The organism is Sporomusaceae bacterium (assembly GCA_031460455.1).
Lineage (GTDB): Bacteria > Bacillota > Negativicutes > Sporomusales > UBA7701 > Anaeroselena.
Genome location: JAVKTQ010000006.1, coordinates 117,259 through 142,621 on the forward strand (window position 1 = coordinate 117,259; position 25,363 = coordinate 142,621).

Consider the following 25,363-nt stretch of genomic DNA (forward strand, 5'->3'; position numbering starts at 1 on the left):
TTGTACTTCCTCCGAATGTTTATAAGGTTCATCAAGGCTACACCGAGTCATGGGCGACTTTGCGGGGCCGCAAACGGACGGCGACTTTGCGGAGGGCGTTACGCGCCGTTGGCGAAGTGGTGAGCACGCCGCACGAGCGGCCATGGACGGCCGCGAGAGGAGTCATCTGTCACGGACGACAGTTGACGACGGTGCCCGCGGTGCGAAACCGCGAGCCGTACGGCGCGTCCGGCCGGAGCATCGGAGCCGGAGTTTGACGGCCATGCGGAGGGGCTATGACGCAGCGACCGGGTTATGCTTTCGCGTCCATGCGGCGGGGCTCGGGTTTGGCGGCGTAGGCGCGGGTGACTTGATCGGGCTGTTTGTCGATGACGAGTTCTTCGCGCTCGTGGCGGTCTTTGCCGCTTTGGGCCGCGGGGCTTTCCGGGGGAGGGGCGTGAAAGAAGCCGCGCGCCGCTTCGGGGGTGGCGAAGATGGTGAAGAGGCCGGTGAAGCCGGTCATGTCGAAGATTTCCAGTATGCCGGGTTTTAGGGAGGATAGAACGAGGCTGCCGCCGGCTTTGGCGGTTTTTTTGAGGGCGGAGAGGAATACTCTGAGGCCGAGGCTGGATATGTATTCGGTGGCGGCGAAGTCGCAGATGATGTTGGTTTGCCGGTTGTCGAGGAGGCTGTTGAGGAGGTTTTCGAGGGCGGGCGAGGTGGCGACGTCGATCCGGGCGGGTAGTTCGACGATTTGTATGCCGTGAAGTTCTTTTATTTGCATGTCGCGGTTTTTCCTCCTTGGGCCGCGCTTGGGGCGCTGGTGGCGGGGATGATGAGGATTTCGCCGTCTTTGATTTTGGCTTCGAGGTCGAGTTTGATTTTGTCGATGCTTTGCTGGACTTGGCTCATTTTCCGGTCGCCGTCGAATTCGAGGAAGAGTTCGACGGATAGTCGGTCTTTGCCCTGCCTGAGGCGGATGGCGTGGAGGTCGGCGTATTCGTCGAAGTGGGCGGATAGCTCGCGCAGGATTTCGACCCGCAAGGCTTCGTCGTGGTCGTAGTAGCGGTAGAGGCTGGTGAGGCCGGCGGCGTCGAAGGTTTCCCGCACTTCGGGGCGCATGAGGCAGAAAGCCATTTGCCCCTGTAGGCGGTGGAGGTCTTTGAGGACGGCGATGAACATGGCAAGACCGGCTGGGGGGAGGGCTGCGGTGCGGGAGAAGTTGCAGAGGATGTTGCGGTTTCCTTCGCCGATGAGCCCGCGAAGGGTGGTTTCGACGGCGGCAACGGCGACGCCGTCGACTTTGGCCGGTATTATTACGATTTTGGTGGCGCCGAGGGTGTTTACTTCGATTTCCAATACATAAGCCTCCCCGGATATGGTTTGCGGCGAGCGGCGGCCGCGGGTTTTGATATTTTCAGCCACGACAGTATAATTATACCATTTCGACATATTGTGGCTTTGTCCTGTCGGCGAGGTATGAGGTGCCGGGGATAGGCGCCGGCCCGGCGGGAAAATATGATGCAAGCGGATGGCGTTTGCGGGGAATGCTAGGGGAAACCTTTTTAGGAGGATTTTATGGAACGCGATGTGACGCCTAAGCTGACTTGTGCGGAGGTCGGTTTTCTGTGGAGCCATTATATGGGGAATTCGCTTAATTTGGGGATGCTGAAGGTTTTCCTGGCCAAGGTGGAGGATAAGGAGACGGAGATGGTGCTCCGCTACGGCTATGAGGCGGCGCTGCGGATCGACGCGGAGATCGCGGCGATTTTGACGGCGGAGGGCTTTCCCCGCCCGAAGGGGTTTACGGATGAGGATGTGGATACGGGTGCGCCGCGCCTTTTTGAGGATACGGGCTGCCTGTATTATGTGAAGCGGATGGTGAAGATGGCGATGCCGGCGGCGGCGGAGGGGCTGGGGAACGCGCAGCGCCAGGATGCGAGGGCTTTTTTCTCGCTGTCGATGCGGCTGGGCGAGGAGCTGGATAGCCGGGTTACGCATGTGCTGCTGGCGAAGGGGCTTTTTATCCGACCGCCTTATCTGCCTGTGACGAAGGAGACGAGGCTGGCGGGGGAGGATTTCGCGGGGAGTATTTTTGGCACTGACCGGCCGCTGCTGTCGATCGAGGTGGCGCATATTTTCGCGAATATGATGAATAATTTGTTCGGCAATCATGTGGCGGCGGCGTTTAGCCAGGTGGCGCGGGCGGAGGAGCTGCGGAGGTATTTTTACCGCGGTATGGAGATCGCCAATAAGCATATCAAGGTGTTTGCCGATACGCTCTATGATTCGGGCCTGAAGGCGCCGGCGACCTGGGACGCGATGCCGACGCTGTCGAAGACGCCGCCGTTTTCCGACCGGCTGATGCTGACGCTGGTGACGTCGGTGACGGTGCTGGGGATGGGCTACTATGGGCTGGGGATGGCGGCGAGTATGCGGCCCGATCTGGCGGCAATGTACGCGCGGCTGATGACGGAGGTGGGGATGTATCTGGCGGACGGGTCGGCGCTGCTGATCAAGAACGGCTGGCTGGAGGAGCCGCCGGGGGCGCCGGACCGCGCGGCGCTGGCGCTGGCGGGGCGGCAGGGATAGGCGGGGTGCGGTATTAAAGCAGGGTAAGGTCTGCGGGGTGCAGCCTTACCCTGTTTTTAGTCGACTCTTATGTCGTCGATTTTTTCGAAGAATTTGTCGACTTTGCCGGGCGGGCCGGTGATTTCGAAGTCGTTGAGCCATTTGCCTTTGCCGGCGAACCGCGTTTCGAGGTGGGCGAGGCTGACGCCGGCCGCGTCGGCGTGCAGCTTTACTTTGTCGACCGGCATGCCGGTGGTGAGCGCTTTGGTGGTCGTGAGTTTGTGCATGCGGCACCCCCTGCGATGATTGTACCGTCCTTATTTTATCATACCGCGGCGCAGGAAGTATACGCAGGCGGCCCGATGTCGGGCCGGTACCGAATGATGATTTTTTTGGAATATTCTGTAGGATTTGGCGGCGTTATGACGAAAGTTAGAGAAGAGATGATGCCGGTTGGGGGATAGGCATGAATTTAGACAGGTTTATCGGCGATGAGGCTACATTCCCTCTTGAGCACAGGATCCTGAATACGGTCCTGCTGATTGGGGTGCTTATATCGCTGTTTACCACTGTGTCGAATTATTTGCTTGGGCTCGAATTTTTGGCGGTCGTGAGCTATGTGAGCGGCCTTTTGGTGGGCGCGGCGTATTATTTGTCGGTCGTGAAGGGTGCTTACCGGGCGGCGCTTGCGATGGGGGTGGCGCTGGCTTTTATCGCCTTTCCCGTGATATGGTTCGCCAACGATGGGGTTTTCGGCTCCGCCCCGTTTTATGTTTTGATTATCGCGGCGATGATAACGGTGAGCATGAGGAGCAAAGGATGGATTTTTTCCCTGGTCGGCTGCCTGACGGCGATGACTGCCGTTCTTATGGCTGTCCAGTATTATTTCCCCCAGACGGTTACTGTTACAGCGTCGCGGAGCACTTTGTTCGCGGATAATTTTATCGGCCTGGCGGCGGCTTTTGTGGTTATCACGTCTTTGTATGTCGCGATCCTGAACTATTACCGCAAGGAACACGGCCGGGCTACGGATTATCTTGTGAGGCTGGAGAAGCAGGAGAACGCGCTGGAGCTGGCCCGCCTCGACCGGCTGAATCTGATCGGGGAGATGGCGGCGAGCATCGGCCATGAGGTGCGCAATCCGCTGACGACGATCCGCGGCTTTTTGCAGCTTTTTCGCACCAAGCAGGAGTATGCCCGGCACCGCGACCATTTCGATATGATGATTTGCGAGCTGGACCGGGCGAATTCGATTATCACGGAGTTTTTGAGCCTGGCGAAAAATAAGGCGGTGCAGCTTAGGCCGTGCGATCTCAACGAGGTGCTGGGGCGCATCGTGCCGCTCGTCCAGGCGGGCGCGCTGGAGGCGGGCAAGGAGGTTGTGATGGTACCGCGGAAGATACCGGTCGTCGAGGCTGACGAAGGCGAGATCAGGCAGCTGGTGCTCAACCTGGCAAGCAACGCGCTTGAGGCGATATCTCCGGGCGGCCGGGTGATGATCGGCACTTACCGGGATAAGGACGGGGCGGTGTTGTTCGTGAGCGATACGGGCAAGGGCATCCCGCCGGAGGTATTGGCGAGGCTGGGCACGCCGTTCGTGACGACGAAGGAGACCGGCACCGGTCTGGGTATCCCGATCTGTTACCGGATCGCGGAGCATCACAATACCAGGGTGGAGATCGATACCGGCGAGCAGGGGACGACGTTCCGCGTGCGGTTCGCGGCGGCGGCGCGGCATGACGTGGGCGCGGCGAGCGGCTGAAGGGACGGTCGGCTTTATTTCCGGGGGTCGGGTCGGTTGTTGTCGTCGTCCGGCAGGTGTTTGGCGGCCGGCTGCGGCAGGGGGGATAATCCGGGGGAGGGGGAAACGTCGCGCGGGTGGGTTTGAACGGTTCTGACGACCAGCTCGATGGTCAGCCGCGATGTGACGGCGACCGCCATCATAAGAACGACAAAATAGGCGAAATGCCAGTTGTAGTAGGCTTTTATGCCAAAGTACTGAAAGGCCGGCGATATGCCAAAGCTGAACAGGAGGGCGGCCAGAGCCGACCAGGTAAGGTATTGGGACCAGGTAAGGCCGTATTGGTGGGCAACCATGAGCAGGATGGGGACGACGGTGAAGTCGATGGGGAAGACGCCCGGCACGACGGGGAGCAGCCGGAGGTTGTGCTGCCATAGTCCCATGGAGAAGCCGGCGATGTCTACCATGACGGCCTGTACGGCGACAAAGGAGCCGAAGAGGACGATTTCCAGCGCCCGCGATTTATTCAGCAGCTTGAGCCATAGCGCGTATATGGCCAGCAGGAAGATTAATACCCCCCACCAGCGGGCGGAGAAGAGTTCTTCGGTGAGGTAGCGGTTCCAGGTTATGTCCCAGATTTGGAGTTGAAGCTGGTGAAACAGTTCGTTGGCGTTCATGGCAGACCTCCGGAGCGGGTTTGGCCAGCCGGACTGAAAGCCGGAATTGGCGCCTCCGGAAATAGTATGTGTAGTCGCTGTCGTAAAATCCCTGCCTTGATAAAACGCCTGAACCGGTCTTTTTTTTTCGTGGGGGAGCTTTCTTAGAAAATTTTGCGGGACAAGGCAAATACTGACTAGTCAGTCATTTTTTTGTCACACTTCCAGATTATACTGGTGCCAAGGTAAATAATCGCGGGAGGGATGACGGATGAACAGCCTGGTCAAGAAGGTTATCGTGTATTCGCTGATCGGCTGCCTGCAGCTGGGGACGGGCGCGGCGGTGGTGGAGGCGGCGACGCGGCGCGACGACAGCCGCCAGCGGCAGGAGCAGAGGGATGACAGGAGGTACCAGGAGCAGCGCGAGCGGGAGCGGCGGGTGCAGGAGGAGCGCCGGATGCACGAGCAGCGCGAGCGGGAGCGGCGGATGCAGGAGGAGCGGCGGCTGCACGAGCAGCGCGAGCGGGAGCAGCGCGAGCGCGAACGGCGGCACCGGGAGGAGATGGAACGGCGGCACCACCAGCATGATGATGGCGACGACGACAATACGCTGCGCGATATCGGCCTGGGGCTGATTCTGCTGACGATCCTGGCGAATAGCGGCGGCGGCGATGCGGGGGATTAGCGAGCGCCTCTCCCCTCTCCCCTAATTTCTTCTCTCCTATCCCCTCTCCCCTACGTTAATGCGAGCGGCCGTTCAGTAGCCCCCAGATGCTAGGCAGACCGAGGACGCGCAGCGACGCGTACTCGAACGTACGCTAGCAAGCGCCCGGAGGGCTAACAACGCAGATGGGGGCTAATCAACGGCCGCCAAAGTAGGAAAGGGACTTACCGAGAAACCTCGGTAAGTCCCTTTTCTTGCATTATTTAGGCCCGCGATACCGTTCCTGGTATGTCCATACCCGCTTCTCGCAGGTGGGTGTCCTGGCCGTGTTTTTGCCATCCGCTCTCAGGCGGCCCGACAGCCGCACCGGCACCGGACTCCCTTTTATTCAATGTAGGTTGGACATATTCAGGTGGCGCGTATCCCAGGCAGTTTTGCCGGTTGACGACATTAGTTATCTTAGCATACGGGCCGCCGGGAGGCAACGGCGCCTGCAGGCGGCCTGACGCGTTTGGACGGCGCCCGCTCGTTTTCTCTTCGCCTGGACGCGGTTATGCGCCGGTATGCGTGTTTTTATTTTACGCAGAGGTAGGTGACGATGAAGGGCGGAGCGGTTTCGGTTGTGACGATGGTGAAGCCGGCTTTTTCGAGCAGGCCGCGCATTATCCAGTCGAGGGTGGGGTGTTCTTCGCGGAGGGTGGTTTCGGTGTCGCGGGCGACTTTTTCGCCGCCGGCGGCGGCGATGGCGGCGACTATGCCTGCGAAATAGCTGTCGAAGTCGGGGGTGTCGGACGGGAGGACGGCGTCCTGAAGAAGAAAGCGGCCGCCGGGCTTGAGGAGGCGGTGGATGCGCCGGAGGGCGATGTGTTTCCAGAAGTCGGGTAGGTGGTGGAGGGCGACCTGGGAAATAACGGCGTCGAGGGAGGCGGCCGGGTAGTCGCAGGTGAGAAAGCCGGCCTGGCGGAAGGTGATGTTGGCGAGACCGCGCTTTTCGGCTTTGGCGGCGGCGCAGTGGATCATTTCCCGGGAAACGTCGACGGCGTGGACACGGGCGCAGTGGGGGGCGAGGCCGAGGGCGGTCTCGCCGGTGCCGCAGCCGATGTCGAGGATGACGTGGTCGGGAGAAAGGCCGAGGGCGGCTTTTATTTTGGCGACTTCGGCGCCGCTGTCGCGCATTTTCTGCATGTAGGCGTCGTAGGCTTCGACTTCGGCGAGGGAGGAGAAGTCGACGCCCGAGTGGCGCTGTTCGTCGTAGCGCCAGCGAGGGTCGGGGCTCATGGCTGTCACCTCCTGTAATGGGACAGGGAAAGGCTCCTGCGGCCGGATGGTCAGCAGGAGCCTCGGGAGGGGGTGGTTAGATGATGATTTTGAAGAAGAGCGGCAGGTAGACTACGGCCGCGTAAACGAGGAGCAAGGCTGTGAGGAAGGGTATGACCGAACGGCTGATCTTTTCGATCGAGACGCCGGAGACGGTGCTGGCGACGTAGAGGTTGATGGCCACCGGCGGTGTTACCATGCCGATCGCCAGGCCGAGTACGATCATCAGACCGAAGTGGATGAGGTCGACTCCGAGCTGGGTTATCAGCGGGAGGAATACCGGTGTGAGCAGGATGAGCGCCGAGGCTGTCTCCATGAAGAAGCCGGCGATGAAGATGACGATGTTGACGAGCAGCAGCAGGACGAATCTGTTGTCGGACATGGCGAGGATGTTTTCGGCGATGAGCTTGGGTATCTGCCAGTTGGCGAATATCCAGCTGAGCGATGCCGAGATGGCGATGATGAACATGACGACCGACATGGTGATGGCCGACCGGCAGAAGATGCGGTAGATGTCCTTCCAGCCCATGTCGCGGTAGATGAAGATGGCGACGATGAGCGCCCAGTCGACGGCGATGACGGCCGCCTCGGAGGGGGTGAAGTAGCCGGAGAAGATGCCGCCGAGGATTATGACCGGCGTGAGCAGTCCCCAGACGGCTTCGAAGAAGGTTTTGCCGACGTTCTTCCACGAGAAGGGCGAGCCTTTGGCGTAGTCTCTTTTGTTGGCGATGTAGAGGGCGACGGCGATTAGCGCCAGCCCCATGAGGACGCCGGGCGCGAAGCCGTTGAGGAAGAGTTTGGCGACCGACTGGTCGGCGATGACGCAGTAGAGGATCATGGGCACGGAGGGGGGGATGACGACGCCGATGCAGCCGCCGGCGGCGATGAGGGCCGCCGAGGAGGGCACGTCGTAGAGTTTTTTGCGCAGTTCGGGGATGAGCGGGGTGCCGACGGCGGCGGTGGTCGCGGCGCCTGAACCGGAGATGGCGGCGAAGAACATCGACGCGAGCACGGCCACGACCCACAGCCCGCCTTTGAGGAAGCCGAGGATGGAATCGGCGAACTGCACGAGTTTTTCCGATATCTTGCCCTGGGCGAGAAGGTCGCCGGCGAGGATGAAGAAGGGCACGGCGACAAGGGGGAAGGAGTCGGCGCCGGCGAACATCCGCTGCGGCAGGACGAGCAGGGATACGTCCTGGGTGACGAGGATGACGAGCGCGGTGAGGCCGATGGCGATGGCGATCGGCAGGCCGAGGAAGAGCAGGAGGAAGAAGGTGCCGAATAGCATTGTGATCATGCCGCTTCCTCCTTGGCGGCGATTTGCCGGATGCGGCCGGCGATGCCGGCCAGGGCGTGGAGCATCATGATTATCATGCTGATCGGGATGCTGTAATAGATGTATTTCATGGGGATGGACATGGCAGGGGATATCTGGAAGACCTGCATCTGGATCATTTCTACTCCGAAGTAGGCGGCGGTCGCGAAGAAGACGAGCGACAGCAGATAGGAGATGGTTACGAACAAGGCGTGGATCTTTTGGGGGAAGGCTTCGATTACGAAGGTTATGGCGATGTGGTTGCCCCGCTTGTAGGCCAGGGTGGCGGCGAAGAAGGTGCCCCATACGAGGAGGTAGCGGGACAGTTCCTCGCTCCAGGTGAGCGCGGCGAAGAAGACCCGGCAAATGACCTGGAGCGTCGTAACCGCCACCATGGCGCAGATGATGAGGAATACGAGGAAGACGGTCGCTTTGTCGATGTAGTCGCTGGCGGCTTTTAGGAGAGTTTCAAGTTTGGCCATCGTAGCGCCTTACTTCTTCGCTTTCTCGATGTCTTGCAGCAGGGTGCCGAATTTCTGGCCATACTTGTCGTAGACCGGTTTTACCGCCGCCTGGAATGCCTTGCTGTCGGGCTCGACTATTTCCATGCCTTTTTCTTTGAGGGCTTTGAGTTGTCCGTCCATCTGCTCGGCGTTCCATTTGCGCTCATGCTGGGCGGCTTCCTGGGCGGCCTTGACGAGGATGGCCTGGGTGTCTTTGTCGAAGGTCGCGAAGATTTTTTTGCTCATGAGGAATAACGCCGGCGCGTAGGTGTGTTTGGTCAGGGAGAGGTATTTCTGGGTTTCGTTGAGTTTGAAGGCGTAGATTACGTTGACGGGGTTTTCCTGGCCGTCGATGGTGCCCTGCTGGAGGGCGGTGAGGGCTTCGGTCCAGGCCATGGGGACGGCGTTGGCGCCGAGGGTTTTGAAGGTGTCTATGTAGACGGGGTTTTCCATGACCCTGATTTTGAGGCCGGCCATGTCGGCAGGCGATTTGACGGCTTTTTTGGAGTTGGTGAGGTTGCGGAAGCCGCGTTCGGCGTAGGCCAGACCTTTGAGGTTCATGGCGTCGAGTTTGGCGAGTACTTTTTGGCCGACTTCGCCGTCGAGGACTTTGTAGGCTTCCTGGGGAGAGGCGAACAGGAAGGGCATTTCGAAGGCCGCGAGTTCGGGCAGGAAGTTGGCCACCGGCCCGTTGGTGATTACGCCCATGTGGACGGTGCCGAGCTGCATGCCTTCGATGAGGGTGCGCTCGTCGCCGAGGGAGGCGTTGGGGTGGATTTCGACTTTGACCATGCCTTTGGTGCGCTGTTCGACGAGTTCTTTGAATTTGACGGCGGCGATGTGGAAGCCGTCTTTCTCGTTTACGACGTGGGCCAGTTTGATGGTTTTCGGCTCGTTTTTGGCCGGTTCTGGTTTGGCGCCGCCGCCACAGGCGGATACGAGGAAGGTGACGGTGAGCAGCAGGGCGACGACGAAGAAAAGCTTACTTTTTGACATGAGGGGAGCCTCCTTTTTAAATATGAATTTATTGGTTCGGCGCCTTGAGGACGGCGCCGGTGCTGGCGGACGTGACCATGGCGGCGTATCTTGCCAGGTAGCCGGTGGTGACTTTGGGGGCCGGCTTTTTCCAGGCGGCTTTGCGTTTGGCGAGTTCGGCGGCGCTGAGTTCGACGTTGAGGGTGCGGCCGGGGATGTCGAGTTTGATGACGTCGCCGTCGCGGACGAGGGCGATGGGGCCGCCGCTCATGGCTTCGGGGGAGACGTGGCCGACGCAGGCGCCGCGGGTGGCGCCGCTGAAGCGGCCGTCGGTGAGGAGGGCGACTTTGAGGCCCATGCCGGCGATGACGGCGGTGGGGTTGAGCATTTCTTTCATGCCGGGGCCGCCCTGGGGTCCTTCGTAGCGGATGACGACGACGTCGCCATCTTTGATTTTTTTGGCGAGGATGGCGGCGATGGCGGCGTCTTCGGAGTCGAAGACGCGGGCGATGCCTTTGAAGACGAGCATGTCGTCGGCAACGGCGCTTTCTTTGACGACGGCGCCTTCGGGGGCGAGGTTGCCTTTGAGGATGGCTATGCCGCCGGTTTTGCGGTAGGGGTCGTCGACGTTGTGGATGACTTCGGGCCGGGCAATGGCGGCATTTTTGATCCGTTGGGCGACGGCGCCGTCGACGGTGAGGGCGTCGGTGTGGATGAGGCCCAGTTTGGCGAGTTCTTTCATGACGGCGCTGATGCCGCCGGCTTCGTTGAGGTCCTGGAGGTGGTGGCTGCCGCCGGGGCTGAGCTTGGTGATGTAGGGGGTTTTGGCGCTGATGGCGTCAAAGAGGCTGAGGGGGAGCTCGAGGCCGGCGTCGTAGGCGATGGCGGGCAGGTGAAGGACGGTGTTGGAGGAGCCGCCGATGCCCATGTCGACGGCGACGGCGTTTTCGAAGGCTTTCATGGTCATGATGTCGCGCGGTTTGATGTCTTTGGCGATGAGGGCCATGACGGCTTCGCCGGCTTTTTTGGCAAGGGCGCGGCGGGCGCCGAAGTAGGCGGCGGGGATGGTGCCGTTGCCGGGCAGGCCCATGCCGAGGGCTTCGGTGAGGCAGTTCATTGTGTTGGCGGTGAAGAGGCCGGCGCAGGAGCCGCAGCCGGGGCAGGCGTCCTTTTCGAGGCTGTCGAGTTCGGCGGCGGTGATTTTGCCGGCTTCGAAGAGGCCGGCGGCTTCGAAGGCCTGGCTGACGCTGATGTCTTTGCCCTGGTGGCGGCCGGCGAGCATGGGGCCGCCGCTGACGACGACGGCGGGGATGTTGAGGCGGGCCGCGGCCATGAGCATGCCGGGGACGATTTTGTCGCAGTTGGGAATGAGGACGAGGCCGTCGAAACCGTGGGCTACGGCCATGGCTTCGATGGAGTCGGCGATGAGTTCGCGGCTGGCGAGAGGGAATTTCATGCCGTCGTGGCCCATGGCGATGCCGTCGCAGATGCCGATGGCGGGGAATTCGGCCGGGGTGCCGCCGGCGGCGGAGACGCCGAGTTTGACGGCGTCGGCGATGTCGCGGAGGTGGAAGTGGCCGGGGATGATTTCGTTGAAGGAGTTGCAGATGCCGATGAGGGGTTTTTTGAGGTCTTCGGCTGTGTATCCCATGGCGTAGAAAAGCGAGCGGTGGGCGGCCCGGGTGGAGCCTTTTTTGACGATGTCACTGCGCATGTTATCCTCTCCCTTGTTTAGGTTTTGGTTCAATCTTACCGGAATTCGCCCGAAATTTATTTCAATTATTTGTGGAAAATTTGGAAAATCCTGCTGCAAGTTTACGGGAGTTGTTGGCAGAGCAGATGGGGCCTTATCGGCGGCCTGAATTTTTGCGGTACTGGAGCGGGGATATCCCATGCCGGTTTTTGAAGCAGGTGGTGAAGTAGGCGGCGTCTTTGAAGCCGACGCGGCCGGCGATTTCGGTGACGGTCAGGTCGGTGGCGGCAAGCATTTCCTCTGCTTTGGCGAGGCGCAGGTCCTGGACGAAGTCGACGACGGACCGGCCGGTGAGTTGTTTGAAGGTGCGGCTGAGGTGGAACTGGCTGATGTAGACGGTTTTGGCGATGTCCTGGAGTTTGATGGAGCCGTCGAGGTTGTCGCGGATGTATTGTTCGACTTTGGCGACGAGCGGCGGTTTGCGGTCGGGGATGTCGGGAGCGGGGGCCGCCGCTGTTTTGGCGATGAGGGCGGCGACTTCGGCGGGACGCACCGGTTTCAATAGGTAGTCGGCGACGCCGGCGCGGAGGGCGGTGCGGGCGTAGTCGAATTCGTTGTAGGCGGAGACGATGACGATGTTGGCGCCGGGGCTGTCGGCGAGGATGCGTTCGGCGGCCTTGAGGCCGTCGCAGCCTGGCATGCGGATGTCGAGGAATGTGAGGTCGGGGCGGTGCTCTTGAGCGAGGCGGACGGCGTCGAGGCCGTTGTCGGCCTCCAGGCAGAGGGCGACGGGGAGCCGTTCTTTGGCTATGACTTTTTTTATGAAGGTGCGGACGGTGATTTCGTCGTCGGCGACGAGGATTTTAATGTCCCGCATTTTTGTTACCGCCTATCGCCGGGAAGGTGAGTTCGACGGTGGTTCCCCGGCCTTTTGCGCTGTCGATGGCAAAGCTGAACTGGTCTTTGAAGTAGTATTGCAGCCGGTTTTTGACGCTGCCGAGGCCGATGCCGCCGCCTTTGCCGGCGGGAGGTACGGCCTGAGGGTCGAAGCCCAGCCCGTTGTCGGTGACGCGGCAGAGGAGGCTGTCGCTTCTGCGGCGGACGGTGATTGTTATGGCGCCTTCGCCGCCGCTGAGTTCGAAGCCGTGGACGATGGCGTTTTCGATGAGAGGCTGCAGGAGCATGCAGGGGATGAGGGTTTCGTCGAGGCCGGGCTGGAGGTCGAAGGCGACCTTGAGTCGGCTGCCGAAGCGGGATTGCTGGATGTGGAGGTAGTTGTCGAGCATTTTGAGTTCTTCGCGCAGGGGGATGAGTTCTTCGGTTTTCCGCAAGGTGAAGCGCAGGAGGTCGGAGAGGCTCCAGACGAGGTTGGCGACTTTTTCGGCGCCGTCGATGTAGGCCATCTGGGCGATGGTGTTGAGGGTGTTGAAGAGGAAGTGGGGGTTTATCTGCGACTGGAGGAGTTTGAAGTCGGCTTCGCGCAAGGCCTGTTCCAGCCTGGCGGAGGCGATCTGCTCCTTGACGAGGGAGAGGCGGCTGTTGTCGAGCTCTTTTTGGCGCAGGGCGGCGGCGGACATTTCGGTGACGAGGCTGGCGATGGCGAAGGTGGCTTCGGCGGCGGCGTAGAGGCGGCTTTTGGGCTCGATGCGGATGGCGGTGGAGCCTGCGAGGAGGTCGCCGACGAGGATGCGGTAGCGCGCGGCCAAGTCTTCGATGGTGCGCTGTAGCTCGTCAGGGTCGGGTTTACTGAGGTAGACCTGGCCGCAGCGGATGTAGCCGATGACGGTGGCGCTGTCGAAGATGGGGATGATGATGCTGGCGACGTCGTTGCAGCATTGGAAGAGGTGCGGACGGTGGGTGCGGCCGATGTCGCCGATGACTTTTTCGACGTAGCCGCCGCAGTGGCGCCCGCCGCTGGCGGTGTCGAGGAGGGCGCAGAAGCGGGGGTAGTTGTCGGCTTTGACGACGGTTTCGCCGGCGGTGTCGATGATGGTGAGGCTGAGGCCGATGGCTTCGGAGAGTTTGTTGAGCAGGCCGCGGATGACGTCGAGGTCGAGGAGGGCGCGGATGTCGGCTTCGCCGGCCGCCCGGTCTGGTGACGGGGGCTGGGCGAGGAGGCGCTGGAATTTGGAGGGGGTGTAGACGATGATGAGTTTGAGTTCTGTGTCGGCGTCGTTGATGACTTTGTGGCGGGTGTAGGGGTGGATGTGCCTGATGTCGCCCGGCCGGAGGCGGTAGGCCTGGCCGTCGATGATCTGGGTGCCTGTGCCGGAAACGACATATATGACCTGTTCGTCGCCGGAGTGGAGGTGCTCGTCCTGGGTGGTGCGGGGGTAGAAGGTGATGAGGCCTACGCTCATTCTTTCGATGTCGAGGTTGCTCGGCTCGACGAACCAGAGGATGCTGCCCCATTCGAAGTATTGGCTTTGGCCAAGCTGGCTGATTTCCGCCATCGGGTTGGCCTCCCTCCTGCCGCCTTTGTCGGGCGGGTTTTGTTTTCCGGCTTAACGGGAAAAGACCGGATGCGCGATCCGGTCTTGGAATGCCGTGCGGATTGCGTAGGTTATTTGATCATTAATTTTGGCATGTAGAGGACGATTTCGGGGTAGATGGTGATGAGGGCGGTCATGATGAGCATGATGAGGAAGGACGGCATGGCGTAGCGGGCGATTTTGAAGAGGTCGTCGCCGACGAGGCCGTTGATGACGAAGAGGTTGAAGCCGACGGGCGGGGTGATCTGGGCGAGCTCGATCATGATGACGAGGTAGATGCCGAACCAGACGGGGTCGAAGCCGGCGGCCTTGATGAGCGGGGCGGTGATGGGCAGGCTCATGACGATCATGGAGAAGCCGTCGAGGAGGCAGCCCATGATGAGGTACATGACGGAGAGGATGGAGATGAGCACGTAGGGGGAGACGCCGAGGGCGGCGATGTATTTGGTGATGGCGGCGGGGATGCCGAGGTAGCCGACGGCGACGGATAGGAAGGAGGCGCCGGCGACGATCCACATGATCATGCAGGAGGTTTTGACCGAGCCCATGAGGGCGGATGTGAAGATTTCCCGGTTCATGCTGCGGGAGACGAAGGCGAAGAAGATGGCGCCGATGACGCCGACGGCGGCCGCTTCGGTGGGGGTGGCCCAGCCGAGGTAGATGCTGCCGAGGACCATGACGATGAGGAAGATGACGGGCAGCAGCAGGGGGAGGGATTTGAGGCGGTCATTCCAGGTGTAGGCGAGGTCGCTGCGGGGCGCGAGCTCGGGGTTTATGAGGCAGCGGATGACGACATAGCCGCTGAAGCCGGCGGCGAGGATGACGCCGGGGATGACGCCGGCGATGAAGAGTTTGCCGATGCTGACGTCGGCGACGATGCCGTAGACGAGCATGACCATGCTGGGGGGAATGAGGAAGCCGAGGGTGCCGGCGCCGGCCAGCGAGCCGAGGCAGAGGCCGCGGTCGTAGTTGCGCTTTAATAGTTCGGGGAGGGTGATTTTGCCGACGGTGGCGGTGGTGGCGGCCGAGGAGCCGCTGACGGCGGCGAAGAGGGTGCAGGCGCAGATGTTTACGTGGAGCAGGCGTCCGGGTAGACTGTCCATCCACGGGGAAAGTCCCTTGAAGAGGTTTTCGGAGATTTTGCTTTTGAAGAGTAGTTCGCCCATGAAGATGAACAGCGGCAGGGCGATCATGGTGGAGCCGCTGGTGCCGTTCCAGACGATGTTGGCCATGACGGCCATGGGGTCGACGCCGGTGAAGAAGAAGAAGCCGATGGCGCCTACGAGGAAGAGGGATATGCCGATCCAGACGGTGGTGCCGAGAAAAAAGGCCAGACAGGCCAGGAGGATGAAGGATATTGTCAATACGTCCATATGGGTTCGCCTCCCCTAATGATTGTTGTGTGCCGCATGATGTTCACCGGCCCAGGGTGCTGGACTCGGCTTCGCCTGTTTCGCCGGTGCGCAGCCTGATGAGCGACCGGCAGAATTCGGCGGCGAACTGCAGCGTGAGGACGGCGGAACCCAGGGGCATGAAGAAATGGGGGTATGCCAGGGGGGTGGCGGATATCTGCATCGAGCGGGTGCCCGTTCTTATCGAGTCGAGGAAGAAGTCCAGACAGTTGTAGGTGAGAACTGCGCAGAAGAGGAAGCCGACGGCGAAGGCGTAGATGTCGAGCAGGGTGCGGGCGCGGCCTTTGAGGATTTCGTGGAGGAAGACCATGCGGATGTGGCTTTTGTCTCTGAGGGTGTAGGCGAGGGCGAGGAAGGTGAGGGCGGCCATGAGGTAGCCGGTGTATTCTTCGGTGATGTAGAGGGTTTTGGAGAACATGCCGCGGACGAGCATTTCGGCGCAGACGAGGAGGAGGGCGACGATCGTCAGGACGCCGGCCAGCACGCCGCCGTAAAGGGAGAGACGATCACAGAAGCGGATAAATGATTCCATGGTCAACTTCCTTTCGCTTAGGGGAAAGAACCGGCGGCCTTAGCCGCCGGTTCTTCGCTGCCTGTTACTGACGACCGACTTTTTTGTTGAACTCATCGACGATTTGCTTGGCTTCGGCGGGAGCCGTTTTCAGCCAGTCTTCGCGGATGGGTTTGGTGACTTTGGAGAGTTCGTTGAGGAATTCTTTGCTGGGTTTGACGGTGGTTATGCCGTTTTTGTTGGAGATGGCTTCCTGGTCTTTGTCAAGCTTGGCGACTTTTTCCCACATCTCTTTTTCCATGTCTTTGCCGAGTTTGACGAGGGCAGCTTGGGTGTCTTTATCGAGTTTGTTGAATTCTTTGAGGTTGACGGTTACCATGTCGGTTGCCATTGTGACGTTCTGGGGGGAGTAGAATTTGAGAACTTCCCAGAATTTGGCGTCGACGGCGGTGGGGGTGGAGGTGAGGACGGAGTCGATTACGCCGGTGGCGAGGGAGGAGTAGACTTCGCTGAAGGGCAGCGGGTAGGGGGTGCCGCCGACGGCTTGGATGACGAGGCCGCCGTTTTTGTCGTAGGTGCGGGTTTTGAGGCCTTTCATGTCGGCGACGGATTTGACTTCTTTCTTGGACCAGATGCCGGCCGCGGGCCAGGGGGCTATGTAGAGGATTTTCTGGCCCCATTTGGCTTCAGCCACTTTGTCGAAGTGCGGGCGGGCGATGTCGTTGAGGATTTTGCCTTCTTCGAAGCTCTGGATGAGGAACGGCAGGGTGACGACGTTGAAGAGCGGCTCGTCGCCGGCAACGCCGCTTACGAGCATGTCGGAGACGGGTACGAGGCCGTCGCGGACGATTTTGAGGAGCTCGGGGCCTTTGTAGCCGAGGGCGCCGCCGGCCTGGACGGTGATTTCGATTTTGCCTTTGGTGGCGTCTTTGGCTTTTTTGGCGAATTCTTCGAGACCCTGGGTCTGATGGTTGTTCGGCGGCCAGACGGAGTTGGCGACCCATTTTACGGGGCCGGCCGCTTTTTGGGGTTCGGATTTACCGCCGCCGCAGCCTGCCAGCACGAGGGAGAGGATGACGACGCCGGAGAGGATGAGGGTGAGGATACCGGATTTACGGAACGAACGCATGAACAAACCCCCTTCTAAAATTGGTGATAACTGGTGCGCGCATTGTCCTGCGGGGGAGGCCGCCCGTCGCGCGTCTTCTCTCATGCCTCCCGGAACGCGGTGGAAATGGGGAACACATCACTATACATTATTTTAGGCTATCTGCGGCGGTCTGTCCACAGAACTGTAACAAAAAAAACCGCCGCACACGGATAAAAAGCATAGGTCTCCCGATGGCGCACCGGCACGTGTGCCGTCCTGCCCCGGAGAACGGGCGCATTTGAGCAGGGCTTCCTTATTTATATGGCGGTCGCCGAAAGGGCATTTTGCTGCCGGGGATGCAACCGGGGACCGGTCGTTTATGCTTGAGCCCCGCTTGTTTTTGCCGCATGTTCGGACGGCTCAGCCGGTTATTTTGCCGCCGCCGGCCGTTCTGGCGGAGCTGGTGTTGGCGTAGTAGGCGCCCAGCAAGACCAGCAGGGTTCCGAGCCCCTGGAGGAAGGTAATGGTTTCTTTGAGGATGACGACGCCTGCTAATACGGTTACGATTGTGGTGATCCCCGAAAGGGATGCCATTTTGTTGGGCCCGAGGTACCGGATGCCAACGGCGTAAAGGGTAAAGCCGGTGACCGAGGAAACAAGCCCGAGGTAGAGGACGGCGGTGAGGAAGCCACTGTCGGTAAGCGGTAAGAGGAGGTATTCCCGTAGTGTGCCGGCGGCGATATGTTCGTAGAGCGCCAGCGGCGTGAACACGGCCGCTCCCATGACAGCCATGCCGTAGACGCGTTCTAGAGGCGAGTAGATAAGGTGTTTCCGGGTGAGGATGACGCACATTGCGTCAGCCAGAATGGCCAGAAACATGAACAGGTATCCGGCGGGGATGAATTCGGCGCTCAGCCCTTTGGCGACGATGATGACGATGACCCCGGCCACGGCGACGACGACTGACGCCGCTTGCCTGGGGGTGGGGGTTTCTTTCAGTATCAGTCCGGAAAGCACCATGATGACGATCGGCCCGGTGGCCAGGATGGCCGCGCCCTCAGAGGCGGTGGTCAGTTGGAGGCCGCGTCCCTCGGCGAGGAAATAAATCACCGGCCCGAAGATGGCGATTTCCAGCAGGCCCCTGAGGGGCTTGCCGCAGAAGTTGACTTTGAATATGCCTGTAAATATTAATATGGTCATCGCCGTGCAGGCGATCAGAAACCGCCAGCTTATGAGTGTCGGCACGGAGACGCCGCTGACGCCGGTCTTGGTGAAGATGAGGCTCAGGCCGAACAGGCAGCAGGCGGTGAGCGCACAGGTCAACCCTATTTTATGTTTGTTCTTTCCGCTGTACCATTGTTCGACATGCTCGGTTACGGCAAACCTCTTTCCCAATAACATCGCCTTCCGTTTTGTGAAAGTTATTAGTGATAAGCTGCGTTAAATGAAATACTTTACCCCTTTTCGCTGCTACGGGGGTTATTCCTTTATATTTATGTGCTCCTGTATTCATGCTCAGACAGGGCTTTATCGCCGGCCGTAGCAGTAGAGACAGTTGAAACCGCACGATTGCCCATACCCGCCGATGTCGACGCTTTTGGTGCAGCCGCAGGCGGCGCGTTGGCCGCTGTCGCTGGCGAGGGAGGCTTTTTCGCCGGCGAGGGCGGCGAGGAGGACGCCGTCGATGCAGCGGCCGGGGGCGAGGCCGGGGACGGCGGCGAGGAGGGGCGAGGCGCAGGAGTGGAGGGTGAGGCCGTGGGCGGCGGCGGTTTCGGCGAGGCGGGCGAAGAAGAGGGCAAGGGTGTCGCCGGCGAGGGGGACGAGGCCGAGGCCGCCGGCGGCGGCGAGGTGCTTTTTGACGTGGGGGTAGAGGGCTATGTAGGAGGTGGTGAGGCGGCAGCCGCGCATGCCGAGGGCGGCGAGGTCGCGGCAGAGGGTTTCGAAGGCGGCGAGGCGCGCGCGGCCGGGTTTGCCGGGAGTGGGCTGAAGCTCGCCGCCGGTGGAGATTATGACGGGGTCGAAGCGGATGGTGAACTGTTCGGGGCGGTGGCGGGCGAGGAGGCCTTCGAGGGTCCTGAGGGAGGCGGCGTAGGGCGGCACGCCGGGCTCGAGACGGGGCGAGTAGTTGTTGATGGTGTAGTGGAAGTAGAGGTTGTGGCCGGTAAGCAGGCCGGGGTCGGCGAGAACGTTGGCGAAGTCTTTGCTCCAGAGGACGATGGTGTGGATATTGTGCGGGCGAAGGTCGACGCGGTAGGCGGTCTCGGGAAAGCGCGGGTTGGCGACGACGGCTTCGCCGGCGCGGAGAGCATCCTGGAGCCAGCGGTAGTGGAAGCGCGGCAGGTCGGTGCGGCGGGAGGCGGATATGACGGTTTTGAGTTTGGCGGCCATGGTTGTGTCCTCTCCGTAGGGTGTTTTGTCAGTTGAGGTAGGCGGCGAGCCGCCGCCCGTTGCGGAATACGGGGAGGCGGTTCATGGCCAGGGGGTCGCCGGCGGTGTCGGTCCAGCCGCGCCTGACGGTGAAGCCCGCCCAGTAGCCGGCCTCCCGGGCGGCGGCGAGGGTGTCGCTGTTGTAGCTGCCGTAGGGGTAGGCGATGACGCCGACTTCTTTGCCGAGCAGGTCTTCGAGACAGGCTTTGGATTGCTGCATTTCGAGGGTGTTTTCCCATTTGGCGAGGGTGGCGAGCGGCCGGTGGCTGACGGTATGGGAGCCGATGTACATGCCGGCGGCGGACATTTCCATGATTTGCGAGGCGGTCATGCGGCCGGGCTGGCCCAGCCGGCCGGTGATGACGAAGAAGCTGGCGGTCATGCCGTAGGAGACGAGGAGCGGGAAGGCGGCGGCGTAGTTGTCGAGGTAGCCGTCGTCGAATGTGAGGAAGACGGCGTTTTCGGGGAGCGGCCGGCCGGTGAGGAGGTGTGCTTTGAGCTGCCCGACGGTGAGGGTGAGGTAGCCGTTGTCGGCGAGGAAGCGGAGGTCGTCGGCGAAGCGTCCGCCGGCGATGGTGAGGTCGTCGCTCCCCTCCCCCACCCGGTGGTAGACGGGGACGGGGACGGCGGCGCCGGCGGCGGCCCGCGCCGGCAGGAGGCAGGCGGCGCCATACGAGGCGGCGAGGGCAAAGGCGCATTTTTTGAGGAACTGGCGGCGGGTGAGCATCGGTCGGCGGAGCCTCCCTTATTATTAGGAAGTGAGCGTTTCCGGAGATTATGGCTGTATTTACAGATAATGTTATTTTGATTTTACACCTTGGGAGGGAGGCTAGCAAGCGTTTACTATCGGGAGGAGTTGTGGTAAATTGAAAGAGTAATTTTGTCCGACCACAAGGAGGACGCTGATGGAAAAGATCCGTATTGTGATCGCCGACGACCATGCGGTGCTGCGCTCGGGCCTGAAGGCGATGCTGAATTATTCGCCGCAGTTCGAGGTGGTGGGCGAGGCGGCCAACGGCCTGGAGGCGCTGAAGCTGCTGGAGGATCTGCGCCCCGATGTGCTGATTCTCGATTTGTCGATGCCGGGGATGAGCGGCGCGGAGTGCATCAAGGAGATCCGCTACCGCGGCTTGCCCTGCCGCGTGCTGGTGCTGACGATGTACGACGACGAGGCGTATATCAAGGAGGTAATGCGCGCGGGCGCGGACGGCTATATGCTGAAGAAGTCGGCCGATACCGAGTTGATGGAAGGGATCGTGAAGGTTCACGCCGGCAAGAAGTATCTTAACGAGTCGCTATCGGAGAAGTTGCTCGACAGTCTGTTGCGCACCCCCGAGGAGGGGCCCGACCGCCGCGACCCGTATGTGCTGCTCTCAAGCCGCGAACGCGAGGTGCTGCGTTTTCTGGCCCAGGGGTATACGAACAGCGAGATCGGCGCCGCGCTGTCGCTGAGCACCAAGACGATCGACACGTACCGCTCGCGGATCATGCATAAGCTTAATGTGCACCGGAAGTCGGAGCTGGTGAATTATGCGGTGCAGTATAAGCTGATTAATATGTGATTAGTTTCTCAAGGTGTAGGATTTTCGCTTATCGATATTTGCAGGTTATCCCTACGGAATTTTACTGGATATGCCTGATTTACATCTGGTCTGACAACCAGGACAATTAATATGAAAAGGTGTCTTATTTTTCTCATAAATTTGCGTAAAGGAGCAGGGAGAAAATGCAGAGTGGCTTGATGGATTCTCTTAAGCGGATCGTCGGGACGGAGCATGTCCTGACAAACCAGGAAGACCTGTTGTGTTATTCTTATGACGCCACACCGGGTTTCTCGCATATGCCGGACGCAGTGGTTATGCCGGGAACGGCCGACGAGGTGGCGAAGGTTCTGGCGGCGGCCAACGACGCCAAGGTTCCCGTGTATCCCCGCGGCTCCGGAACGAATCTGAGCGCCGGCACCGTCCCTCTGAAGGGCGGCATCGTGCTGCTGATGACTCGCATGAACAAGATCGTGGAGATCGATACCGCGAACCTGATCGCCGTGACCGAGCCGGGCGTGGTGGTGGCCGACCTGAATAAGGCGGTGGAGGAGTTCGGCCTGATTTATCCTCCCGATCCCGGTACGGTGGCGACGGCAACGATGGGCGGGACGGTGTCGGAGAACGCCGGGGGCCTGCGCGGCCTGAAGTACGGTGTTTCGAAGCATTATATCATGGGCCTGGAAGTGGTGCTGGCCGACGGCCGGATCCTGAACACCGGCGGCAAGACGGTCAAGGATGTGGCCGGCTACGATATGACGAAGCTGTTCACCGGTTCGGAGGGGACGCTGGGGGTCATCACGAAGATAACGGTCAAGCTGATGCCGGCGCCCGAGGCGCGCAAGGCGATGCTGGCGACGTTCGGCAATCTGGACGACGCCGGCCAGGCTATCTCGGCGATTATCGCGGCGAAGATCATCCCGGCGACGCTGGAGATTATGGATAACGCCACCATCCGCACGGTGGAGGATTTCTCGAAGGTCGGCCTGCCGACAACGGCCGAGGCGGTGCTGCTGATCGAGGTGGACGGCATCCCCGAGGTTGTGGAGAAGGAAGCCGCGAAGGTGGTCGAGGTGCTGAAGGCTAATAACGCGGCCGAGATCCGCGTGGCCAAGGACGCGGGCGAACGCGACAAGATCTGGGCGGCCCGCCGCGCGGCGCTGCCGGCGCTGGCAAAGCTGCGGCCGACGACGTTCGTCGAGGACGCGACGGTGCCCCGCAGTAAGGTGCCGGATATGATCCGCGCCGTAAATGAGATCGCCGCCCGTTACAATGTGACGATCGGCACGTTCGGCCACGCCGGCGACGGCAACCTCCACCCGACGATTGTGTGCGATATCCGCGACGATGCCGAGATGGACCGGGTGTATAAGGCGATGGACGAGATTTTCGCCGTTTCCCTCAAGCTGGGCGGCACGCTTTCCGGCGAACACGGTATCGGCGTGGGCAAGCTGCGGTATATGGAGAGCCAGTTCGGTCCCGCCGGGATGGCGGCGATGCGGTCGATCAAGAAAGCCCTCGACCCCAACTGTATCCTGAATCCGGGAAAACTTGTCGGGGAGTGTGGATAAGATGAGCGACGATAAAAAATTGCTGACCGAAGTGGAAGATGCGATCGCCAATTGCATGAAGTGCGGCAATTGCATGGAGGTCTGTCCGATTTATAAGGAGTTCAAGACGGAGTCGACGGTGGCCCGCGGCAAGATCGCCCTGATGGAGTCGGTGATTAACGGCCAGAGCGATATCACCGCCGGCTTCGACCAGCGGATGGCGATGTGCGTGAGCTGCAAGGCTTGTACGGCAAAGTGCCCGTGCGGCGTGAAGGCCGACGAGCTGATCATCAAGGGCCGGGAGGCGGTCGTGAAGGCGCGCGGTCTGCACCCGATCAAGAAGGCGGCGTTCGCGCTGCTGAAGGCCCGCCCGCTGTTCGATCTGGGCCTGCGGATGGCCGGTATGTTCGGGTCGCTGGCGTTTAAGAAGCTGCCCGGCCGCATGGCGACGGTGGCCCGGTTCCCGATGCCCGGCCTGGACCGCAAGCGGGTTATGGCGCCGTTCGCCTCCACCCCGCTCCGCAGCCAGTACCCGGAGGTGGTGAAGGTCGATAACCCGAAATTCAGGGTGGCTTTCTTCACCGGCTGCACGATCAATTATATTTATACCGACGTCGGCCAGGCGGTGATGAACGTTCTGAAGGAGAACGACGTGGAGGTTACGCTGCCGCCTATGCAGCACTGCTGCGCGGTGCCGGTGCATATCTCGGGCGACATCGAGCTGGCGAAGGTGTTCGCGAAGCACAATATCGAGACGTTCGAGCGCTACAACCCCGATTATATCGTGGCGGCCTGCGGTTCGTGCACGATGGCGTGGAAGAAGGATTATCCCGATATGTTCGCCGACGACCCGGATATGAAGGCGCGGGCGGAGAAGCTGGCCGCCAAGACGTACGAGATCAGCCAGTTCCTGGTGGATGTGGTGAAGTTCCGCCGCGACAATCTCGGCGAGGTGAACGCGACGGTGACGATGCACGACCCGTGCCACATGGCGCGCGGCATCGCGGTGACGGCCCAGCCGCGCGAGGTGTTGAAGGCCATCCCGGGCGTGAAGTTCGTGGAGATGAAGGAACCGGCCCGCTGCTGCGGCGCGGGGGGGTCGTTCAGCCTGGCGCACTATGATGTGGCCCGGACGATCAACGACCGCAAGGTGGCCGATATCGCGTCGACAGGCGCCGATACGGTGGCCACCGGCTGCGGGATGTGCCGGATGCATATCACCGACGGCCTGGTGCAGAGCGGCCGCAATGAGCAGGTTTTCCACACGGTGCAACTGCTCGACAAGGCTTATAAGGCCGGCAAAAAGGATGAGCCGAAAAAGCCGAAGGACGAGTTCCACTTCCATTAAGAATAAGATGCCGCAAGCCCCCGGACTTAGGTCCGGGGGCTTGTTGTTTGCAATTCGCGCAGCATCGTTTAAGGCTTAGGCCGCTCAGAAGTCCCCAGATGCAAGGCGCACCGGAAGAGCGCGCCGCGACGCGTACTCGCACGTACGCTAGCAAGCGCTCTGAGGAGCAACGCCGCAGATGGGGGCTTATGGGCGGCCGTGGTTATGCTTGGCTTTGAGGGGAACTTCGGCGGTGATCGTCGTCCCCGCGCCGGGGGCTGACTGGACGGAGAAGGCGCCGTCGAGGATGGCGACGCGCTCGCGCATACCGTGGATGCCGAGGCAGGTGCCGGCAGCGGCGGTCTGCAGGGCGGCGATTTCGAAGCCGATGCCGTTGTCGGTAACGCTGAGGCGGAGCCGGCTGCGCACTTTTTTGAGCGAGACCCGCACCTGGCTGGCGAGGGCGTGTTTGACGATGTTGGTGAGCGCTTCCTGGAGGATGCGGTAGAGGGCGATTTCGACTTCGGGCCGGAAGCGTTCGCGCGAGAGGCCGGCGAAGTCGATGTCGACGGGCAGGCCGTACTGATGGGAATAGCTTTCGATGTATTTGTGGGCCGCGGCGACGAGGCCGAGGTCGTCGAGGAGGACGGGACGGAGTTCGACCGCGAGGCGGTGGACGTCTTCGAGGGTTTTGGCGGCGAGGTCGCGCATGGCGAGGACCCTGGAGCGCTCCTCCTCCCCGCCCATCTGCTCGGAGAGGACGCGCAGGCCGACGATGATGGAGGTTAGGGCCTGGCTGGTTTCGTCGTGGAGCTCGCGGGATATTTTGCGGCGTTCTTCTTCCTGGACGGCGATTATTTTGTTGAGGAAGATGGTCTGCAGTTCTTCTTTTTCCTGGAGGGCACGGACGAGTTTTTCCTGCCGGGCGCTGGATTCGAGAGCGGCCTGGACAAACCGGGCGGCCAGCCGGGCATATGGGGCGGCGGCCTCGGGCTCGCCGGTGACGCCGATGACGCCGGCGCAGCGGCCGTCGAAGATGATGGGGACGTTGAAGCCTTTGCGGACGCCTTTGAAGCGGGAGCAGTCCTCGTCGGTGACGGAGAATTCGTATACGCTGCCGGAGGCGAGCATGTTGGCCGCGCATTCGTGGACCTGGGAGATCCGCTCTTTGCTGAAGGAGGCGATGATTACGCCTTTGTGGTCGCAGATGTTGACGTTTTTGTTGAGCTCGGCGGCGACGATGTCGACGAGCGTCTGGGAGAAGTGGGGGTCGAGGCTGCGGTAGAGTTCTTTCACGGGTTTTGTTCTCCCCTCCTGTCAAAGCCTTGTTCCCGGATAAAGGACGAAGACCTTACTATAATATAAGGTCTTCTACTTAGTTCTTATCATATTACAACCGTCCGCCAGCGTCAACCGGACGGCGGTCAGGGGCCGCCCGACAGGCGCATGAGGGTTTCGTCGATTTCGGGATCGACGCCGCCGAGACTGTCGCTGACGCCGCCGACGTGCCTGGCTTCTTCCTTGTCCCGCCGATCGTCGCGCTGCTTTTCCGTCGCCATCTCCCTCGCCTCCTTTCCAGTATTATGCCATAGACCTGAG

General features: G+C 61.0%; 26 protein-coding genes and 1 other RNA gene. 6 read left to right on the forward strand and 21 right to left on the reverse strand.

The features are described from left to right. Positions 1–37: 37 nt before the first annotated feature. The 3 genes from RIN56_10985 to RIN56_10995 form a co-directional block, all read right to left on the reverse strand. Positions 38–166, reverse strand: coding sequence for a hypothetical protein (locus tag RIN56_10985; GenBank protein ID MDR7867333.1), 129 nt, complete (start codon positions 164–166; stop codon positions 38–40). Between the two features lie 126 nt (positions 167–292). Then, on the reverse strand, positions 293–763 hold the full coding sequence (locus RIN56_10990; protein MDR7867334.1) for an STAS domain-containing protein: 471 nt from the start codon (positions 761–763) through the stop codon (positions 293–295). Continuing rightward, positions 754–1,338 carry an STAS domain-containing protein gene (locus RIN56_10995; protein MDR7867335.1) on the reverse strand — a complete coding sequence of 195 codons (585 nt, stop codon included), beginning with the start codon at positions 1,336–1,338 and terminating at the stop codon, positions 754–756. Before RIN56_10995 ends, RIN56_10990 begins: the two co-directional genes overlap by 10 nt. A gap of 219 nt (positions 1,339–1,557) precedes the next feature. Here RIN56_10995 and RIN56_11000 point away from each other — a divergent pair, with 219 nt between their 5' ends. Beyond that, positions 1,558–2,571 (forward strand): DUF3231 family protein, encoded by a 1,014-nt coding sequence (locus RIN56_11000; protein ID MDR7867336.1) that lies wholly within the window; start codon positions 1,558–1,560, stop codon positions 2,569–2,571. 56 nt (positions 2,572–2,627) lie between these two features. Here RIN56_11000 and RIN56_11005 read toward each other — a convergent pair whose 3' ends face one another. Continuing rightward, the gene (locus RIN56_11005) at positions 2,628–2,837 is read right to left on the reverse strand and encodes a hypothetical protein (protein ID MDR7867337.1); all 210 of its coding nucleotides are present in this window, start codon (positions 2,835–2,837) and stop codon (positions 2,628–2,630) included. Between the two features lie 179 nt (positions 2,838–3,016). On the opposite strand from RIN56_11005, the gene RIN56_11010 reads away from it, so the two are divergent. Then, positions 3,017–4,312, forward strand: a complete 1,296-nt coding sequence (locus RIN56_11010) for an ATP-binding protein (GenBank protein ID MDR7867338.1) — start codon at positions 3,017–3,019, stop codon at positions 4,310–4,312. 14 nt (positions 4,313–4,326) lie between these two features. On the opposite strand, the gene RIN56_11015 is transcribed toward RIN56_11010, so the two are convergent. Next, on the reverse strand, positions 4,327–4,968 hold the full coding sequence (locus tag RIN56_11015) for a CBO0543 family protein (GenBank protein MDR7867339.1): 642 nt from the start codon (positions 4,966–4,968) through the stop codon (positions 4,327–4,329). 250 nt (positions 4,969–5,218) lie between these two features. Here RIN56_11015 and RIN56_11020 point away from each other — a divergent pair, with 250 nt between their 5' ends. Beyond that, a complete protein-coding gene (locus RIN56_11020; GenBank protein ID MDR7867340.1) occupies positions 5,219–5,632 on the forward strand; it encodes a hypothetical protein in 414 nt (137 codons plus the stop codon). 241 nt (positions 5,633–5,873) lie between these two features. Here the strand turns inward: RIN56_11020 and ssrS are convergent. From ssrS to RIN56_11090, 14 genes are all read right to left on the reverse strand, one after another. Continuing rightward, positions 5,874–6,045, reverse strand: a non-coding RNA gene (gene ssrS / locus RIN56_11025) — 6S RNA. A 139-nt stretch (positions 6,046–6,184) separates the two neighbouring features. Continuing rightward, complete coding sequence (locus RIN56_11030) at positions 6,185–6,889, reverse strand: class I SAM-dependent methyltransferase (GenBank protein ID MDR7867341.1); 705 nt, start codon at positions 6,887–6,889, stop codon at positions 6,185–6,187. A gap of 76 nt (positions 6,890–6,965) precedes the next feature. After that, entirely contained in the window at positions 6,966–8,225 is a 1,260-nt protein-coding gene (locus RIN56_11035) for a TRAP transporter large permease (protein ID MDR7867342.1), read from the reverse strand. Beyond that, positions 8,222–8,725, reverse strand: coding sequence for a TRAP transporter small permease (locus RIN56_11040; GenBank protein ID MDR7867343.1), 504 nt, complete (start codon positions 8,723–8,725; stop codon positions 8,222–8,224). Before RIN56_11040 ends, RIN56_11035 begins: the two co-directional genes overlap by 4 nt. Before the next feature lie 9 nt (positions 8,726–8,734). Further along, positions 8,735–9,742: a TRAP transporter substrate-binding protein gene (locus tag RIN56_11045; GenBank protein ID MDR7867344.1), complete on the reverse strand. Its 1,008-nt coding sequence runs from the start codon at positions 9,740–9,742 to the stop codon at positions 8,735–8,737. 28 nt (positions 9,743–9,770) lie between these two features. After that, positions 9,771–11,435 (reverse strand): dihydroxy-acid dehydratase, encoded by a 1,665-nt coding sequence (gene ilvD / locus RIN56_11050; protein ID MDR7867345.1) that lies wholly within the window; start codon positions 11,433–11,435, stop codon positions 9,771–9,773. A 133-nt stretch (positions 11,436–11,568) separates the two neighbouring features. Then, positions 11,569–12,291, reverse strand: a complete 723-nt coding sequence (locus RIN56_11055) for a response regulator (protein ID MDR7867346.1) — start codon at positions 12,289–12,291, stop codon at positions 11,569–11,571. Continuing rightward, positions 12,278–13,867: a histidine kinase gene (locus RIN56_11060; GenBank protein MDR7867347.1), complete on the reverse strand. Its 1,590-nt coding sequence runs from the start codon at positions 13,865–13,867 to the stop codon at positions 12,278–12,280. Before RIN56_11060 ends, RIN56_11055 begins: the two co-directional genes overlap by 14 nt. Before the next feature lie 110 nt (positions 13,868–13,977). After that, positions 13,978–15,279 (reverse strand): TRAP transporter large permease subunit, encoded by a 1,302-nt coding sequence (locus RIN56_11065; protein ID MDR7867348.1) that lies wholly within the window; start codon positions 15,277–15,279, stop codon positions 13,978–13,980. Between the two features lie 43 nt (positions 15,280–15,322). Next, entirely contained in the window at positions 15,323–15,850 is a 528-nt protein-coding gene (locus RIN56_11070) for a TRAP transporter small permease (GenBank protein ID MDR7867349.1), read from the reverse strand. Positions 15,851–15,914: 64 nt separating this feature from the next. After that, a complete protein-coding gene (locus RIN56_11075) occupies positions 15,915–16,958 on the reverse strand; it encodes a TRAP transporter substrate-binding protein (GenBank protein ID MDR7867350.1) in 1,044 nt (347 codons plus the stop codon). Positions 16,959–17,339: 381 nt separating this feature from the next. Next, positions 17,340–18,314, reverse strand: coding sequence for a DMT family transporter (locus RIN56_11080; protein MDR7867351.1), 975 nt, complete (start codon positions 18,312–18,314; stop codon positions 17,340–17,342). A 132-nt stretch (positions 18,315–18,446) separates the two neighbouring features. Beyond that, the gene (locus tag RIN56_11085) at positions 18,447–19,307 is read right to left on the reverse strand and encodes a DUF1848 family protein (protein MDR7867352.1); all 861 of its coding nucleotides are present in this window, start codon (positions 19,305–19,307) and stop codon (positions 18,447–18,449) included. Between the two features lie 28 nt (positions 19,308–19,335). Further along, entirely contained in the window at positions 19,336–20,073 is a 738-nt protein-coding gene (locus RIN56_11090) for a polysaccharide deacetylase family protein (GenBank protein MDR7867353.1), read from the reverse strand. Between the two features lie 178 nt (positions 20,074–20,251). On the opposite strand from RIN56_11090, the gene RIN56_11095 reads away from it, so the two are divergent. From RIN56_11095 to RIN56_11105, 3 genes are all read left to right on the forward strand, one after another. Next, complete coding sequence (locus RIN56_11095) at positions 20,252–20,908, forward strand: response regulator transcription factor (GenBank protein MDR7867354.1); 657 nt, start codon at positions 20,252–20,254, stop codon at positions 20,906–20,908. A gap of 164 nt (positions 20,909–21,072) precedes the next feature. Further along, on the forward strand, positions 21,073–22,458 hold the full coding sequence (locus RIN56_11100) for an FAD-linked oxidase C-terminal domain-containing protein (GenBank protein ID MDR7867355.1): 1,386 nt from the start codon (positions 21,073–21,075) through the stop codon (positions 22,456–22,458). A 1-nt stretch (position 22,459) separates the two neighbouring features. Beyond that, entirely contained in the window at positions 22,460–23,785 is a 1,326-nt protein-coding gene (locus tag RIN56_11105) for a (Fe-S)-binding protein (GenBank protein ID MDR7867356.1), read from the forward strand. 186 nt (positions 23,786–23,971) lie between these two features. Here RIN56_11105 and RIN56_11110 read toward each other — a convergent pair whose 3' ends face one another. Both RIN56_11110 and RIN56_11115 read right to left on the reverse strand, forming a co-directional pair. After that, a complete protein-coding gene (locus tag RIN56_11110) occupies positions 23,972–25,060 on the reverse strand; it encodes a sugar diacid recognition domain-containing protein (protein ID MDR7867357.1) in 1,089 nt (362 codons plus the stop codon). A gap of 128 nt (positions 25,061–25,188) precedes the next feature. After that, positions 25,189–25,323 carry a hypothetical protein gene (locus RIN56_11115; GenBank protein MDR7867358.1) on the reverse strand — a complete coding sequence of 45 codons (135 nt, stop codon included), beginning with the start codon at positions 25,321–25,323 and terminating at the stop codon, positions 25,189–25,191. Positions 25,324–25,363 lie beyond the last annotated feature (40 nt).